The sequence below is a fragment of the Tardiphaga sp. vice154 genome (assembly GCF_007018645.1).
Taxonomy (GTDB): domain Bacteria; phylum Pseudomonadota; class Alphaproteobacteria; order Rhizobiales; family Xanthobacteraceae; genus Tardiphaga.
The window spans coordinates 4,822,346-4,836,285 of sequence record NZ_CP041399.1; the positions used below are offsets into that span (position 1 = coordinate 4,822,346).

Genomic DNA, 13,940 nt, shown 5'->3' on the forward strand with positions numbered 1-13,940 from the left:
TCTCGCCCCGTTCGGGGTCGATCAGAACAAGTTTAGCAGCAACAGTGTAGGAGCGCCCGCAGCCTTCGTCCACCGGCAACCCGGCCACGCACAACGCCGCAAAGTTGTACGATGACCGGACATCTAGCACCGGCCCGCAGGGCGGGCAAGCGGTGTCGATGCAACCGCTGCCAAACTAAAGTCGAGCGTGCAGGATGCGGAGCTCAGGCCGACAGCGCGGGCTCGGCATCGGCCGCAACCGTGCTCCACCAGCCATCAAGCGCCGGACGGTCACAGGTGAGTTGGACGGCCATGCCGTCGGAGAACATTTTCCAGGCCGCCAGTCGCGCGTCGGGCACGGCGATGACGACCGGGATCTCTGCGCTCAGCGCGCGCTCGATCAGGTAGGACAGGCCCTTGCCTTCGATTTCCTGGCGGCCGAAGCGGTTGATGATGACAAGGTCGGCGCCGTCGTCGATCGCTTTCGCTACCAGAGTGCCGGCAGCCAGCAACTGTCCGACGTCGAGCTTGCAGCCGGTGGAGCCGCGGCCGAGATCCTGAAACAGCCGCATCGTCTCGTTGCTGTGCAGCAGCAGCGCCGAGAGCTGCGGCGGATCTGCCAGCGGATCGCCAAGCTGCACCAGACCGACAGCACGCATTCCGCGGCCGTTGAGATCGGCCGCAAAGCCGCGCAGCAGCGCGTCGGGATCCTGGCTTTCGTCGTAGATCAAGGCAGCGATGCGGGGCGTGTCGGACATCCGGCAAGCATGCTGCCGCAGCGCGCAAAAATCAAATGCAGATCAGCGCGGACCGCATTCCGGACAGCGGTACTCGCCCGTGGTGACGCGGTGCAGGCCGCGACACACCCATTGGCGCGCCATGGCGTGGATCGGCCGTCGGGCCATCTGGTAGATCAGATACATGTCAAGCATGGCGGGATGTCCTTGAATCCAGGCGTATAAGGGGCGGCATCCGGAAACCGGAATGCCGCCCCGTTCACGCATCAGCCATGCAGCTTCTTGGCGGTCTCGGCGATCACACGGCCCTGATAGCGGGCACCGGCGAGTTCATTCTCGCTGGGCTGGCGGCTGCCGTCGCCAGCCGAGATCGTGGTCGCGCCGTAGGGCGAGCCGCCAGTGACTTCGTCGAGCTTCATCTGGCCCTGGAAGCCGTAATTCAAGCCGACGATGGTCATGCCGAAATGCAGCAGGTTGGTGATGATCGAGAACAAAGTGGTCTCCTGGCCGCCATGCTGAGTAGCGGTCGAGGTGAAGGCGCCGCCGACCTTGCCGTGCAGCGCACCCTTCGCCCACAACCCGCCGGCCTGGTCGAGGAAGTTGGCCATCTGCGAGGCCATGCGGCCGAACCTTGTGCCGGTGCCGACGATGATGGCGTCGTAATTCGCGAGATCATCGATGGTAGCGATCGGGGCGGCCTGATCCATCTTGTAATAGGACGCCTTGGCGACCTCGGCCGGCACCAGCTCGGGCACCCGCTTGATATCGACGGTGGCGCCGGCTTCGCGGGCACCCTCGGCGACGGCATTCGCCATCGTCTCGATGTGGCCATAGGCGGAGTAGTAAAGAACGAGAACTTTGGTCATGGTGGGCTCCTTCGGGGTTGGATCGGTTGGAGGACGGGTTCGTCGTCAGGCCGCATCGACCAGCACGAGTTCGGAATCTTCCAGCGCGGTAATGGTGACGTTGGCTTCATCGTGGATTGCGACGCCGTCGCGTGTATTGACGAAAACACCGTTGATCTCGACGGAGCCCGTGGCCGGCACCAGATAGCCATTGCGTGCGGCGTCGAGCGCATAGGGCACGGTCTCACCCGATTTCAGCGAGGTCGCCATCACCCTTGCATCGGCCCGGATCGGCAGCGCCGCGGTATCGGCCGCGAAGCCGCTGGCGATGGTGACAAAGCTGCCGGAGCGATCGGCTTTCGGAAACGGCTTGGCGCCCCAGCATGGCTGGCCGCCCTCGACCTTGGGCTCGATCCAGATCTGGAAAATCTTGGTAGTGCCCGGCTCCAGATTATATTCGGAATGGCGGATGCCGGAGCCGGCACTCATCACCTGGACGTCGCCGGCCTCGGTGCGGCCCTTGTTGCCGAGGCTGTCCTGATGGGTGATGGCGCCCTCGCGGACATAGGTGATGATTTCCATATTGGCGTGCGGGTGCGCCGGGAATCCGGTGTCGGGATGGATCTCGTCGTCGTTCCAGACGACCAGATTGCCGATGCCGGAATTCGCGGGGTCGCGGTAGCTGCCGAACGAGAAATGATGTTTGGCCTTGAGCCAGCCGTGATCGGCGGCTCCGAGTTCATTAAAGGGTCGAAGCTTGATCATGACGAGGTCTCCGGTGAAACGTCACCCTAGATAGGCCCGCTCAAAACGTGCATAAATAGAAATGATAGAAACTCATCGTTCAGGGTTTTGATGGCAAAGCTTCCCGATTTCGAGGCCCTGGCCATTTTCGCCAAGGTTGTCGAGCTGCGTTCCTTTGCGGCCACTGCGGCGGACCTCGGCCTATCCACCGCGACCGTCTCCAAGGCCGTCAGCCGGCTTGAGGAGCGGCTGGGCGCACGGCTGTTCAACCGCACCTCGCGGCGGATCGCGCTGACCGATGCGGGGCGCACGCTGGCGCTGCGGGCGTCGCAGCTATTGGTGGATGGCGAGCTCGCCGAGAGCGAGGCGCTGGCGCAATCGGCGACGCCGCGTGGGCTGGTACGGCTCGCGGTGCCGATGACCTTCGGCACCAAGACGCTGGCGCCGCTGCTGCCGGAATTTCTGGCGACCTATCCCGAGGTGTCCATCGACCTCAGCCTCAGTGACGCCACCGTCGACCTGATCGGCGAAGGGTTTGACGCTGCGATCCGGATCGCCACCCTGCCCGACTCCTCGCTGCTCGCCCGGCGGCTGTGCGACATGCCGCGCCATGTCGTGGCTTCGCCTGCGTACTTTGAAAAGCACGGCCGGCCGACCCACCCGATGCATCTCGCCGATCACGCCTGCCTCGGCTACACCTATCTCTCGACACCCGGCGTCTGGCATTTCAGCAATGCCGCCGGCGGGACCGCCAGCGTGCGGCCGGCCGGCCCGCTGCGGGCCAATAATGGCGAGGCGGTACTGCCGGCGCTGCTGGCCGGGCTGGGGATTGCTGACCTGCCGGAATTCATCTGCGGCGAGGCGCTGGCGTCCGGCGAGCTGGAAGCGGTACTTACCGACTGGTCGCAATCGGCCAGCGGCGTGTATCTGGTCACCCCGCCCGGCGGCCCGCGCCCGGCACGCGTCGAAGTGCTGCTGGACTATCTGGCGAAGAGACTGGGGCGTAAAGTGTAGTTTCCTTACCCTCCCCTTTTGAGGGGGAGGGTAAAGAACCTCAATCGGAGCACAATAGCTCGCAGAGCTAATTCGATCGCGCACCACCGATAGCTAGGCGTGTATGGGTCCCCGCTTTCGCGCGGACGACACAGTGTTTGAAGCGTTGTCGGAGCTAAACAGAAGCGCTCAGAACGCCTTCGCCACACTCGTCCCATCCTTCGCCACGATCTCCACCGTCGCCGTGCGCCCCGCCACCAGCGCCGTGCCTGGCGGCAGCGGGTCGAGCGCGATGCGGACGGGGACGCGCTGGGCGAGGCGCACCCAGCTGAAGGTCGGAGTCACATTGGCGAGCAGATTGCTGCCCTCGCTACGGTCGCGATCCTCGATGCCGGCGGCGACGCTTTCGACGCGCCCCGTCAACCGCCGGGAATCGCCCATCAGCTGGATGTTGACGGCGTCGCCGACATGGATGCGCGACAGCTTGGTCTCTTCGAAATAGCCTTCGACATGCAGGCTGTCGGTATCGACCAGCGCCATCACGCCCTTGCCGGCGCTGACATAGGTGCCGGGCCGCAGATCCATGTTGGAGATCTGGCCGTTGACCGGTGCGTGCACCTCGCTGCGATCGAGGTTGAGCTGCGCGATCGCCTGGTCTGCAACCGCCTGATCCAGCGACGCCTTGGCCAAGAGCTGTGTCGCCTGCACCTGTTCCTGTTTCTGCTGCGTCACCGCCGCCGGGCTCAGGTCGCGATAGCGCTTGAGGTCGAGTTCGGCCTGTTCGAGACTGGCCCGCCGGCCCGCCACGACGGCCTCGGTCTGCTGCAGTGCCAGCCTGAAGCGCTCGCGGTCGATCCGGAAGATGACATCGCCACGCGTCACCTTCTGATTGTCCTTCACCACGATTTCGGTGACGAAGCCCGAAACATCCGGCGCCACGGTGACGACGTCGGCGCGCACGCGTCCGTCGCGCGTCCACGGCGCGTCCATGTAGTAGACCCAGAGATAGCGGCCGACCGCGACGGCGGCGGCCACCATCAGCAGGGTGACGGCAAAGCGGCGAACGAACCCGACAGTATTCTTCATGGCAGCAATCCCGACGAAAGATAGACAACGCCGCCCAACAGGCAGACGAAAAGGGCAAGGTCGAACAGCGCGGGGTGCCAGACGTAATTATACAGCCCGCCGCGGACCATCAGCGGCCGCAGCAGCGCGCCGATCAGATAGGTGAGGATCAGCCACAGCAGCAGCGCCGGCACGAGTATCCCGAACAGATCGATCTCGAATCTCATGCCGCGACACTCCCGGCGTTGGAAAGGTGCTCCGGCCGATAGGCCGCGGCGTCAGGAAACAACCCGCGACGTATGCCGACGAGGCCGATCAGCGCATCGCCGCGTGCGTCGTCGCGGGTCTCGGTCATGGCCTCGGCCAGCGCGTGATCGATCCGCGTCAGCAGCGCCCCGGGCATCGCGCCGCCCTCGTAGCGGCGGAAATCGGCGGCGAGTTCATCGAGCATGGCGTCGATGGCAGCCAGCGTCGCCGGCGACAGGTGGTGCCTCGCGCGGCGCAGATCGACGATATTGAGACCGACGCGCAATTCGCGGAGACTGTCGATCTGGCTGAGTTTACTGTCGGGCATCGCAGCAAGGCGCGGCGCCAGGAGGCCGATCCGGTTCAGCATCAAACCGGCAAACGCCGCGCGATCACGGTTGCCGCGACTTTCGGCGGCAAAGGCCAGCGCGGTCCACCCCTTGCGCATCAGACGACGCACGCTCCACTCGGCGCCGACCGAGCGCGCCAGCAGAATGGTGATGGTCGATATCTCGGTGCCGACGAAGAAGGTCAGGCCGCCATTGGCGAACGAGGCAAAATCGGCGCTGTAGGTCGCCTGCAGCGCCATCAGGCTGGCCGTGTTCGCGGCGAGAATCATGCCGATGAAGAAGGTCGAAGGCCGCGCGATCAGGAGGCCGAACAGCAGGAACGGCGGCGCCAGCGCGACCAGCAACACTTCGACATTGCTGATCCCCGGCAGGATCGCAAACAGATAGAGCGCGACGATGATCATGCTGACCAGCGTCCATTTGGCGAAATTGCGCAGGCCGACCGAAGGATCGTCCATCTGCGCGAAGAAGGAGCAGCCGACCGCAGCCATCATCGGCGCCGAGGCGCCGTCCGCCCAGCCGGTCAATATCCAGAACGCGCAGCACATGAGAATCGCGAGGATCGCGCCACCCGCCGACCACAGCGCCATGCCGTGATCGACATGGCGCACCGGCGCGACGCCGGCCTCGGGCCGGAACATCAATCTCGCGCCGTCCGGCCGGCCACCTCTCGCGATCGCCTGGCTCAGCGCGCGGCAATCCTGCGAGATGTCGACCAATTCGCGCATCCGCATCAACAGGCTGACGATCATGATCTCGTTCCACGACGACCCGCCATGCAGCACCGGCAGTTGCGCCGAGATCGTGGCGCGCAGCTCATCCGCTGGATCGCGTTCCATGCCGCTGCCGATCCAGCGCGACAGATCGTCGACCAGCGCCATCAGCTTCGGCTGGCTGGTGCGCGCATCCTCGCCGAGCGCGGCGAGGCGATCGGCGATCGAGGACAACAGCGGCAGCAGCGTCAGCATGCGCAGCCGCAGCGCGCGCAGCCAGCGTGGCGTGTCGCGGCTGACGTTGCGATCATAGGCGAGATGGTAGGACAGCATGTCGAGATCGACGATGTCGGCGGCGAGCTTGAGCCGCAGCTCGCGCGTCGCCTGGTCGGTGCCGTGGCCGGCAAGGACCTGCTGGCTGACCTTCCGCGCCCGGGCGAGCCAGCTATCGACCTGCGCCGACACCGCGGGACCTACGCTGCGCGGCAACACGATGGTCGAAACGATACTGGCGCAGAGAATGCCTAAGATGATCTCCTCGCTGCGCGACACCGCGGTATCGAAGATCAAAGACGGCTCCGACACCGAGGGAAAGCCGATCAGCGCCGCGGTATAGCCGGCCAGCATGAACATGTAGCCGCGCGGCGTCTTGTCGAGCAGCGAGATGTAGAGGCAGAGCCCGACCCACAAAGCGAGGCCGAGACTCAGCAGCTCCGGCGAATTGACGAGATTGGGTACCAGAACGACGCTGGCGCAGGCGCCGATCAGCGTTCCGGCTACGCGGAAGAAGGCTTTCGAGCGCGTCGCGCCGGCCAGCGGTTGCGAGGCGATGTAGACCGTGGCCAGCGCCCAATACGGTCGCGGCAGGTCCATCGCCAACGCGAACAGCAGCGCCATCACGGCCGCCAGAAAGGTCTTCAGCGAGAAGATGATGTCGGCGTGACGGACCAGGAAGGACGGACGAGTGGCGGTCATGATCGAGCTTCCGTCTCCCCTGTTGCGTCAACGGCGTCGTTGGCAGATCGTTCGATCCGGCGCAGAACATCGAAGGTAACGTTGAGTTCGTCGGGCGAGACGCCCTTCATCAACGCACTGCGGACGCGGCGCATCACCCGCTGGACCTCGTCGGCCTTGGCAGCGCCCAGCGCCGTCAGATGCAGCATTTTGGCGCGGCGGTCGGTCGGGTCTTCGCGGCGCTCGACCAGGCCCTCGGCGGCCAGCAGATCGATAAGCCTGACCACCGACGGCCCTTCCAGGCCCATCTCGTCGGCGAGCACGCCCTGGCGCACGCAAGTACCATGACGCGACAGGATCAGCAGCGGATGGGCGGTGGCCTCCGACAGCCCATGCGCGCGCAGCGCCTGGTCGGCGCGCCGCCGCCACACCCGCGCCAGCCGCGCGACCAGCAGTCCGAGTTCCGCCTGGATATGGGTTTGCGAATGCACCATGCCGAATTAGATAGGATGCTATCGATTAGGCTGCAATCGACAGGTGGCCATGGCGGGTTCACAGGTGCGTGTAGCCCGGATGACAATCCTGGGCCGGCACATCCTCATGCACGCTGTCCCCGGATTGCGTCGCCGCGCGCTTTGCTCGCGCCGACTTCATCCGGGCTACATCGAAGTGCAATCGATATGCGGCAAATCGTGGGGTGGGCGAAGGCGGATGCGCCGTGCCTACACCTTGCACGCGGGCAATGGTGGACACGCGCCGTCGCGCTGCGCGCCACGTCGCTTTGCCCACCCTATGATGGCAGCGGTAATCGTCAGTCCGTCGACTTGCGCAGTTCGGAGGCGCCTTCGGCCCGGGCCGCATCCGGCTTCACCGAGCCGGTCGGGATCGATTCGATCTTGCCGATCTCGACGCGCGGGGTGGCGACGCGGGTGACGGTCTCACCGGCTGAGGCGCCGGCATCAGCGGTGCGCGGCGCGTCGGGCGCGCGCAGCGAGCGCGGGCGGGCGATGGCGCGGGCCATCAGCATCTGGCCGCCTTGGTGGCGGAAGTCGCAATAGGCGAAGCCCATGCCGGAGACGGCACCGCGGAAGCTGCGCTCATCGTTCTTGACGAGATTGAAGCAGGGCTCGAACGGCAGGCCCTTGATCGAGGCGCAGATCGCCTGGCCGCGCACCTGCAGCGTATTGCCGGGCAGCCGCATGTTGCGCGAGGGGCCGGAGCCCGAAAACTGGACGGCGCCTGCCGCGCCGCCATCGTCGAACACGCGGCCGGCGCCGCGGGTGCCGTCGAAACAGGTAAAGGCAAATACCTTTCCGGCGACGAATTTGCGGGCTTCATCCGCCGTCATCGAGCCAGCCATTGCCGGCATCGCGACGAATGCGGCAAACACGGCTCCCAACAAGAAACGCGCAACCATAGGATACTCCGACCAACTGAGCGCGGATGACCGCCAGACGCCTTTACCCGCTGCTTACCATACCAACCGTGGCAACAATGGAGCACGGACGTTGGTAAAGTCTGAACGCGCTCAGGAAATCTTTACCACGATTCGACCGCGGACCTGGCCCGCCAGCACCCGGGCACCGGCGTCGACGACGCCGTCGAGATCGATTTCCTGAGTAATTTCAGCGAGTTTTGCAGAATCCAGATCCGTCGCCAGCCGCGCCCAGGCCTGTTTGCGCAACTCGATCGGGCACATCACGCTATCGATGCCGAGAAGACACACGCCGCGTAAAATGAACGGCGCGACGGAGGACGGCAGGTCCATGCCAGCGGCGAGGCCGCAGGCGGCGATGGCGCCGCGATATTTCGTCATCGACAGCAGGTTCGCCAGCGTGGTCGAGCCGACGCTGTCGATGCCGCCCGCCCAGCGCTCCTTGGCCAGCGGCTTGGCGGGGCCGGACAGTTCGGCGCGGTCGATGATTTCCGCGGCCCCCAGCCCCTTGAGGTAGCCCTCCTCCGCGGTGCGACCGGTCGACGCGATGACGTGGTAGCCGAGCTTCGACAGCACCGCGATCGCGACCGAGCCGACGCCGCCGGCGGCCCCCGTCACCACCACCGGGCCGTCAGCGGGCGTCAGCCCGTGCTTCTCCAGCGCCAGCACCGACAGCATCGCGGTATAGCCGGCGGTGCCGATCGCCATCGCGTCACGCGTCGTCATGCCGTCCGGCAGCCGCACCAGCCAGTCGCCCTTGACCCGCGCCTTCTCGGCATAGGCGCCCAGATGGGTCTCGCCCATCCCCCAGCCGTTGCAGATCACCTTGTCGCCAGGCTTCCAGCCGGCATGGCTGGAGCTCTCCACAGTGCCGGCGAAGTCGATGCCGGCGATCATCGGAAACCGCCGCACCACCGGCGCCTTGCCGGTGACGGCGAGGCCGTCCTTGTAATTCACCGTCGACCACTCGACGCGCACTGTCACGTCGCCCTCCATCAGTTCGGCCTCGTCGAACTGCGTCAGCGCCACCGAGGTGCCCTTGTCGGCCTTGTCGATCCGGATTGCCTTGAACATGCCCAACGCGCCGCTCCCTGAATGATGATGTTGCTTTGTTGCAATATGCCGCGCGATGGCGGCAAACACCACAGCAGGCGGCCGGACATGCTGCATGGCTGGTGAGCGGCGCGCTCTTTCTTCCCTCTCCCCTTGTGGGAGAGGGTGGCTTCGCGAAGCGAAGACGGGTGAGGGGGTGCCACGTGCACTGTCGCCAACGCCCCCTCATCCGTCACGGCCTTCGGCCGTGCCACCTTCTCCCACAAGGGGAGAAGGAAGAAAGAGCGTGGATTGTCGGTGCCCTTACGGCTTCAGCACGGCCAGCTTGGCGGATATTTCCGCGGTCTGCGCGGCGGTACCCCAGCTTGGCGCCTCGCGGCCGTCGCCCCAGTTGCGTGGGCGATAGAAGGTGTGAACGCCGGTGCGGTACATTTTCTTCATTTCGTGCACCCAGGACGGATGCACCCAATACGCATGATAATGCGTCGATTTCGCCACTTCCGGCAGCCAGATACGACCGTCGAGCGTCGCCTTGGCGATCTTGCGGGCGCGCTCGTACATGTCGGGTTCCTTGACCACGTCGGGAATGCCGTCGCAGGCGAAGGTGAACTGGCAGGCCAGCTTGCGGTGCTTGTTCTGATACACGACGCCGCACACGGTGGTCGGATAGAAGCCGGAGAACGCGCGGTTCAACACCACCTGCGCCACCGCCATCTGGCCACGCACCGCCTCGCCGCGGGCTTCGAAATAGATCGCCTCCGTCAGGCACTTCTCCTGCCTGGCGCGGGCCTTGTCGTCGAACAGGCCGAGCCGTTCGGCCGGCGTCTTGACGTGGGTCACGGCGTTGACCTCACCCTTCCCGGCGACGCTCTCGCCGCCCTTGGCGGGATCGGCGGCAGCCGGGAGCTGCGCCCCGGTCTTCATGTCGGGATCGCGCGCCGACGGCGCCGGCATCACGATCATCGGCTCTTCGCCGGGCTGCCATCTCTCCAGCGCGCTGCCGGCGGCGCCGAGCGACGAACGGCCGAAGAACAGGCTGGCGGTCTTGACCGAGAAGCCATCTTTCGGCGGCGCGGGGACGACGGCGATGACAGCGGTGTCCGGCACCAGGCGAGGATCGGAGGCCGGCTGGGTTTCGAGCGAAGCATCATACTGCTGCAACGGCGGCGCCTGCAGCGCTTCGGCGAGTTCGGGATCGAGCGGCGCGCTGTCTGCCGGCGACGCATCCACGGTCTTCGCGCCACGCACCGAAACATTGTCGTCGAGCGAATGGCCAGTCGCCGGCTGTTCGCCGGACATCGCCGGATTCGGCGTATGCAGCGCGAGGCGATCGCCCTTCAGCGTGCGATCGACGGTCGGGAAATCGGCGGCTTCGTAGCGGCGCGGCGCCTGCACCAGCGGATTGCGCGTCAGCGCCCCGGTGATGTCGTCGCCCGAGGTTTCGAAACGGGCGAGCTGGAAGGTGGGATTGCGCGACGAGGTGCCGATCGGACGGCCGAATGAGAAGGTCGCGACCTGGATCGAACTCACGGCGGAGGCAACCACGCGCTTCTGCCAGCGCTCGGCAACTCCCGGCTGGCGCGCCAGCAACGAAGCGATATCCTGGTAGCCCACCTCGGTCGGGAACACTGCAAAGAAGCAGAGGCCGAGACCGAAGAGCGCAATGGGCGCGCCCTTCGGCCGGTTACGCATTACTGACATGATACGCCTACGCAACGCTTACAAAACTGGATTGATCTGCACTTCCGTACATTTCGATCTGTTTCGTTAGTACGGAATCAAAGTTGCCGCGGAGTTAATCCGCGATACCGCCGCGACACAGGCAAGCGGCGTCTGCGCGTGCGAGCCGCAATCGTGCGGCGTGGTAAACCGCGCGTCCACGAAACTGGTAAACATCCGGTCAACGAAAACGTCGCCTATACACGCGCCTGCGAACTTAAAAAAGCGAGCCCTGCCCGCCATCGCCCGCCGCGGCCGCCACTTTTCGAGCGGCCGTTTTCTTCGCCGGCTTCAGGCTGTCGGCAGCGGCCATTTCTTCCGCGGAGATCGGCAGGATCAGTTGCGCATCATCATTGGCGGGCTTGTTCACCGCGGTGGAGACCGGATGCCACACGAACGCGCCATCCTCCGGCGCGCGCAGCAGCGTCATCACATCCGTCGCATTGTCGGCGCTGCAATCCAGCCATTGCGCAAAATCATCCGGCGCGATGGTCACCGGAACGCGATGGTGCAGCACCGACATGCCGGTGCTCGCCGCCGCGGTGATGATAGCGACGGTGTCGAGTTCTTCGCCATTCGGTCCCATCCAGGTTTCCGCAAGACCGGCAAAGCCGATCGGTCCGCGGGCGCGCGGATGGATGAAATACGGCTGCTTGCGGCCATCGGAGGTGTGCCACTCATAATAGCCGTCAGCGGGCACAAGGCAGCGACGCCGCCGGATCGCATTCCTGAAGGCGGGCTTCTCCTGCACGGTCTCGGCGCGGGCGTTGATCAATAGCGTAAACTGGCGGGGATCCTTGACCCAGGACGGCAGCAAGCCCCAGCGCATCAGCCGAAAATGCCGCGCGCCATTTTCCAGGATGACGACGGGAACAGGTTGGGTGGGTGCCACATTGTAACGCGCCGGAAAATTTGGCTGCTCGACATAGCCAAATACCTGCCGAAGCGCTTCCGGCGCCGTTGTGATAACAAATCGCCCGCACATTTGCGTCCCACACCTGATGTCTTCAGCCGGTTTTAACCTGAAATGCCAACAGTGCGAAACATGACCATGACGGCCATCAAACCGGCGCAGCAGGATCGCCAGAATTCGGGAAATGACGATGCAGTTCCGATTGCATCGGCGGCGGAGCTGTCGGCGGCCAACATCAACCCGCGCACGGGCCTGGCTACCGACTATCTGAACCACTTCAACGAAGCCATCATGCTGCTCGAGTTGATCCCGGATATGCCGGACTGCTACGAGCTGTTTCTGGAATGGCAGCCTTTGTCCTACGCTGAACACTTCATCAAATCGAACTTCAAGGCGCGCGATCTGGCGATCGCCGCCTATGAATCGGCCAGGCCCGAAGTGCGCGCCGAATTCGACACCGTGGTCGCGACCATGACCTCGATCCTCACCGCGGTAAGCGATGCCATGCGCGAGGTGCAGCAGGACAGGACCCGCGCCAAACTGGCCGAACAGGCCGCCGAGTGGGTCAAGCCGCTGGTCGGCGTCGCCGGCGGCGTCATCAATGGTCACGATGTGGAATCCAGCGTCGACGACATCATGGCCGACGCGACGTCATGACGTCCGACTCCCCGATTCGTCCGCAGCTTGCCGTTTCGGCCTCGATTTTCCGTGATGGCCGCGTGCTGCTCATCCAGCGTGCCCATCCGCCCGCGAAGGGTTCATGGTCGGTGCCCGGCGGCCGTGTCGAATTCGGCGAGCCGCTGCACATCGCGCTGGCGCGGGAGGTCATGGAAGAGACCGGTCTTGAGATCGAGATTTTGGGACTTGCCGGCTGGCGTGAGGTGCTCCCCGCCGTCTCCGGGGCCGGCAAGCACTACGTGGTGATGTCGTTTGCCGCGCGCTGGGTGGCCGGGGAGCCGGTCCTGAACGGCGAATGCGACGATTTCGCCTGGCTGCCGCCGGATGCGCTGGGGTCCCGCCAGCTGACGCCCGGCCTGCAGGACATCGTCGATGCGGCGCGCGTGCTGGCGAAAGCCTGACACACCGCCCCTCCGCCTTGCTTCGTTCGCGCCGAAAAGGCATATCAGCCGGGTTCCTGGATCGATCGATGCCCAAGCTGTTCCTTGCCGCCCTGCTGATCGTCGCGACCCTGGGCTCCGCCCGGGCGCAGGAGGCGGCTGCGCCTTTCGATGGCGATCTGGCGCGGCTGTCCGAGATCCTCGGCACGCTGCATTACCTGCGCGGCATCTGCGGCAACAATGAAGGCGCCAAATGGCGCAACGAGATGCAGGCGCTCGTCGATGCCGAAACGCCCACGGGCGAGCGCCGCGCCCGCATGATCAACAGCTTCAACCGCGGCTATAACGGCTTCCAGCAGACCTACCGGACCTGCACCCCGGCCGCCGGCATCGCCATCCGCCGCTACATCGAGGAAGGCGCCAAGATCTCGCGCGATCTGACCGCGCGTTACGCCAACTGATGGGCCTGTTCACGCCGACATCCCCCGCCGTCGACACGGTGTTCTTCGACCTCGACGGCACGCTGACCGATCCGAAGATCGGCATCACCACCTCGATCCAGTATGCGCTGGCCAGGTTCGACATCGCGGTGCCGACGCAGGAGGAACTGACCTGGTGCATCGGCCCGCCGCTGCACGCCGCCTTCAAGACTTTGTTGGGAACCGGCGACGCCGACGCGCATCGCGCCGTCGAATTTTATCGCGAACGATTTTCCGACGTCGGACTGTTCGAAAACACGCTGTATGACGGTATCGAGGATGCGCTCAGCGCCGTTTCTGCGCCCGGCCGCCGATTGTTCGTCGCCACCAGCAAGCCGCACGTGTTCGCTGACCGCATCATCGACCATTTCGGCCTGCGTTCGTATTTCGGCCGCGTTTTCGGCTCGGAGCTCGACGGCACCCGCGCCCATAAGACCGACCTGCTGCGCTATGCGCTCGACGAAACCGCCAGCGATCCCAAGCGGGCCATTATGATTGGCGATCGCATGCACGACATGATCGGCGCCGCCAATAACGGCATCGGCACCATCGGCGTGCTGTACGGCTATGGCAGCCGCGAGGAATTACGCGACGCCGGCGCCATGCATCTGTGCAGCGCACCCGGCGAAATTCCGGGCTGCTTCTAGCTCCGGGCAG

Annotated in this window: 17 protein-coding genes; 5 read left to right on the plus strand and 12 right to left on the minus strand. The window is 65.1% G+C overall.

From position 1 onward, the window contains the following. Window positions 1–203: 203 nt before the first annotated feature. From FIU28_RS22695 to FIU28_RS22705, 4 genes are all read right to left on the minus strand, one after another. On the minus strand, window positions 204–737 hold the full coding sequence (locus FIU28_RS22695; RefSeq protein ID WP_143575364.1) for a DUF2478 domain-containing protein: 534 nt from the start codon (window positions 735–737) through the stop codon (window positions 204–206). A 42-nt stretch (window positions 738–779) separates the two neighbouring features. Then, window positions 780–911 (minus strand): hypothetical protein, encoded by a 132-nt coding sequence (locus tag FIU28_RS27235; protein WP_256365913.1) that lies wholly within the window; start codon window positions 909–911, stop codon window positions 780–782. Window positions 912–982: 71 nt separating this feature from the next. After that, on the minus strand, window positions 983–1,582 hold the full coding sequence (gene wrbA, locus FIU28_RS22700; RefSeq protein ID WP_143575365.1) for an NAD(P)H:quinone oxidoreductase: 600 nt from the start codon (window positions 1,580–1,582) through the stop codon (window positions 983–985). 45 nt (window positions 1,583–1,627) lie between these two features. Then, the gene (locus FIU28_RS22705; protein ID WP_143575366.1) at window positions 1,628–2,326 is read right to left on the minus strand and encodes a pirin family protein; all 699 of its coding nucleotides are present in this window, start codon (window positions 2,324–2,326) and stop codon (window positions 1,628–1,630) included. Window positions 2,327–2,416: 90 nt separating this feature from the next. Here FIU28_RS22705 and FIU28_RS22710 point away from each other — a divergent pair, with 90 nt between their 5' ends. After that, complete coding sequence (locus FIU28_RS22710; protein ID WP_143575367.1) at window positions 2,417–3,319, plus strand: LysR family transcriptional regulator; 903 nt, start codon at window positions 2,417–2,419, stop codon at window positions 3,317–3,319. A 168-nt stretch (window positions 3,320–3,487) separates the two neighbouring features. Here FIU28_RS22710 and FIU28_RS22715 read toward each other — a convergent pair whose 3' ends face one another. The 8 genes from FIU28_RS22715 to FIU28_RS22750 all read right to left on the minus strand — a co-directional run bounded on the left by FIU28_RS22715 (window position 3,488) and on the right by FIU28_RS22750 (window position 11,818). Further along, window positions 3,488–4,384, minus strand: a complete 897-nt coding sequence (locus FIU28_RS22715) for an efflux RND transporter periplasmic adaptor subunit (RefSeq protein ID WP_143575368.1) — start codon at window positions 4,382–4,384, stop codon at window positions 3,488–3,490. Continuing rightward, window positions 4,381–4,590: a DUF1656 domain-containing protein gene (locus FIU28_RS22720; RefSeq protein WP_143575369.1), complete on the minus strand. Its 210-nt coding sequence runs from the start codon at window positions 4,588–4,590 to the stop codon at window positions 4,381–4,383. The genes FIU28_RS22715 and FIU28_RS22720 overlap by 4 nt, the downstream gene beginning before the upstream one ends. Continuing rightward, on the minus strand, window positions 4,587–6,647 hold the full coding sequence (locus FIU28_RS22725; protein ID WP_143575370.1) for an FUSC family protein: 2,061 nt from the start codon (window positions 6,645–6,647) through the stop codon (window positions 4,587–4,589). Before FIU28_RS22725 ends, FIU28_RS22720 begins: the two co-directional genes overlap by 4 nt. Next, window positions 6,644–7,120 carry a MarR family winged helix-turn-helix transcriptional regulator gene (locus FIU28_RS22730; RefSeq protein ID WP_143575371.1) on the minus strand — a complete coding sequence of 159 codons (477 nt, stop codon included), beginning with the start codon at window positions 7,118–7,120 and terminating at the stop codon, window positions 6,644–6,646. Before FIU28_RS22730 ends, FIU28_RS22725 begins: the two co-directional genes overlap by 4 nt. 317 nt (window positions 7,121–7,437) lie before the next feature. Continuing rightward, on the minus strand, window positions 7,438–8,043 hold the full coding sequence (locus FIU28_RS22735) for a hypothetical protein (protein ID WP_143575372.1): 606 nt from the start codon (window positions 8,041–8,043) through the stop codon (window positions 7,438–7,440). A gap of 111 nt (window positions 8,044–8,154) precedes the next feature. Further along, a complete protein-coding gene (acuI, locus tag FIU28_RS22740) occupies window positions 8,155–9,141 on the minus strand; it encodes an acrylyl-CoA reductase (NADPH) (protein WP_143575373.1) in 987 nt (328 codons plus the stop codon). 276 nt (window positions 9,142–9,417) lie between these two features. Then, window positions 9,418–10,815: a cell wall hydrolase gene (locus FIU28_RS22745; RefSeq protein ID WP_143575374.1), complete on the minus strand. Its 1,398-nt coding sequence runs from the start codon at window positions 10,813–10,815 to the stop codon at window positions 9,418–9,420. Window positions 10,816–11,050: 235 nt separating this feature from the next. Beyond that, a complete protein-coding gene (locus tag FIU28_RS22750) occupies window positions 11,051–11,818 on the minus strand; it encodes an SOS response-associated peptidase (protein WP_143575375.1) in 768 nt (255 codons plus the stop codon). 60 nt (window positions 11,819–11,878) lie between these two features. Between FIU28_RS22750 and FIU28_RS22755 the strand changes: the two genes are divergently transcribed. The 4 genes from FIU28_RS22755 (at window position 11,879) to FIU28_RS22770 (ending at window position 13,930) form a co-directional block, all read left to right on the plus strand. Then, the gene (locus FIU28_RS22755; protein WP_143575376.1) at window positions 11,879–12,403 is read left to right on the plus strand and encodes a hypothetical protein; all 525 of its coding nucleotides are present in this window, start codon (window positions 11,879–11,881) and stop codon (window positions 12,401–12,403) included. Beyond that, window positions 12,400–12,825, plus strand: a complete 426-nt coding sequence (locus tag FIU28_RS22760; protein ID WP_143575377.1) for an NUDIX hydrolase — start codon at window positions 12,400–12,402, stop codon at window positions 12,823–12,825. Before FIU28_RS22755 ends, FIU28_RS22760 begins: the two co-directional genes overlap by 4 nt. 68 nt (window positions 12,826–12,893) lie before the next feature. After that, complete coding sequence (locus tag FIU28_RS22765; protein ID WP_143575378.1) at window positions 12,894–13,265, plus strand: TIGR02301 family protein; 372 nt, start codon at window positions 12,894–12,896, stop codon at window positions 13,263–13,265. Continuing rightward, on the plus strand, window positions 13,265–13,930 hold the full coding sequence (locus FIU28_RS22770) for an HAD family hydrolase (protein WP_143575379.1): 666 nt from the start codon (window positions 13,265–13,267) through the stop codon (window positions 13,928–13,930). Before FIU28_RS22765 ends, FIU28_RS22770 begins: the two co-directional genes overlap by 1 nt. Window positions 13,931–13,940: the final 10 nt, after the last annotated feature.

Excerpts from the sequence above, each read along its gene's own strand:
- FIU28_RS22705 (WP_143575366.1), bottom strand. The coding sequence starts at position 2,326 with ATGATCAAGCTTCGACCCTTTAATGAACTCGGAGCCGCCGATCACGGC.
- FIU28_RS22695 (WP_143575364.1), bottom strand. The coding sequence starts at position 737 with ATGTCCGACACGCCCCGCATCGCTGCCTTGATCTACGACGAAAGCCAG.
- FIU28_RS22755 (WP_143575376.1), top strand. The coding sequence starts at position 11,879 with ATGACCATGACGGCCATCAAACCGGCGCAGCAGGATCGCCAGAATTCG.
- FIU28_RS22750 (WP_143575375.1), bottom strand. The coding sequence starts at position 11,818 with ATGTGCGGGCGATTTGTTATCACAACGGCGCCGGAAGCGCTTCGGCAG.
- wrbA (WP_143575365.1), bottom strand. The coding sequence starts at position 1,582 with ATGACCAAAGTTCTCGTTCTTTACTACTCCGCCTATGGCCACATCGAG.
- FIU28_RS22715 (WP_143575368.1), bottom strand. The coding sequence starts at position 4,384 with ATGAAGAATACTGTCGGGTTCGTTCGCCGCTTTGCCGTCACCCTGCTG.
- FIU28_RS22735 (WP_143575372.1), bottom strand. The coding sequence starts at position 8,043 with ATGGTTGCGCGTTTCTTGTTGGGAGCCGTGTTTGCCGCATTCGTCGCG.
- FIU28_RS22720 (WP_143575369.1), bottom strand. The coding sequence starts at position 4,590 with ATGAGATTCGAGATCGATCTGTTCGGGATACTCGTGCCGGCGCTGCTG.
- FIU28_RS22730 (WP_143575371.1), bottom strand. The coding sequence starts at position 7,120 with ATGGTGCATTCGCAAACCCATATCCAGGCGGAACTCGGACTGCTGGTC.
- FIU28_RS22725 (WP_143575370.1), bottom strand. The coding sequence starts at position 6,647 with ATGACCGCCACTCGTCCGTCCTTCCTGGTCCGTCACGCCGACATCATC.
- FIU28_RS27235 (WP_256365913.1), bottom strand. The coding sequence starts at position 911 with ATGCTTGACATGTATCTGATCTACCAGATGGCCCGACGGCCGATCCAC.
- FIU28_RS22745 (WP_143575374.1), bottom strand. The coding sequence starts at position 10,815 with ATGTCAGTAATGCGTAACCGGCCGAAGGGCGCGCCCATTGCGCTCTTC.
- FIU28_RS22710 (WP_143575367.1), top strand. The coding sequence starts at position 2,417 with ATGGCAAAGCTTCCCGATTTCGAGGCCCTGGCCATTTTCGCCAAGGTT.
- FIU28_RS22760 (WP_143575377.1), top strand. The coding sequence starts at position 12,400 with ATGACGTCCGACTCCCCGATTCGTCCGCAGCTTGCCGTTTCGGCCTCG.
- FIU28_RS22770 (WP_143575379.1), top strand. The coding sequence starts at position 13,265 with ATGGGCCTGTTCACGCCGACATCCCCCGCCGTCGACACGGTGTTCTTC.
- FIU28_RS22765 (WP_143575378.1), top strand. The coding sequence starts at position 12,894 with ATGCCCAAGCTGTTCCTTGCCGCCCTGCTGATCGTCGCGACCCTGGGC.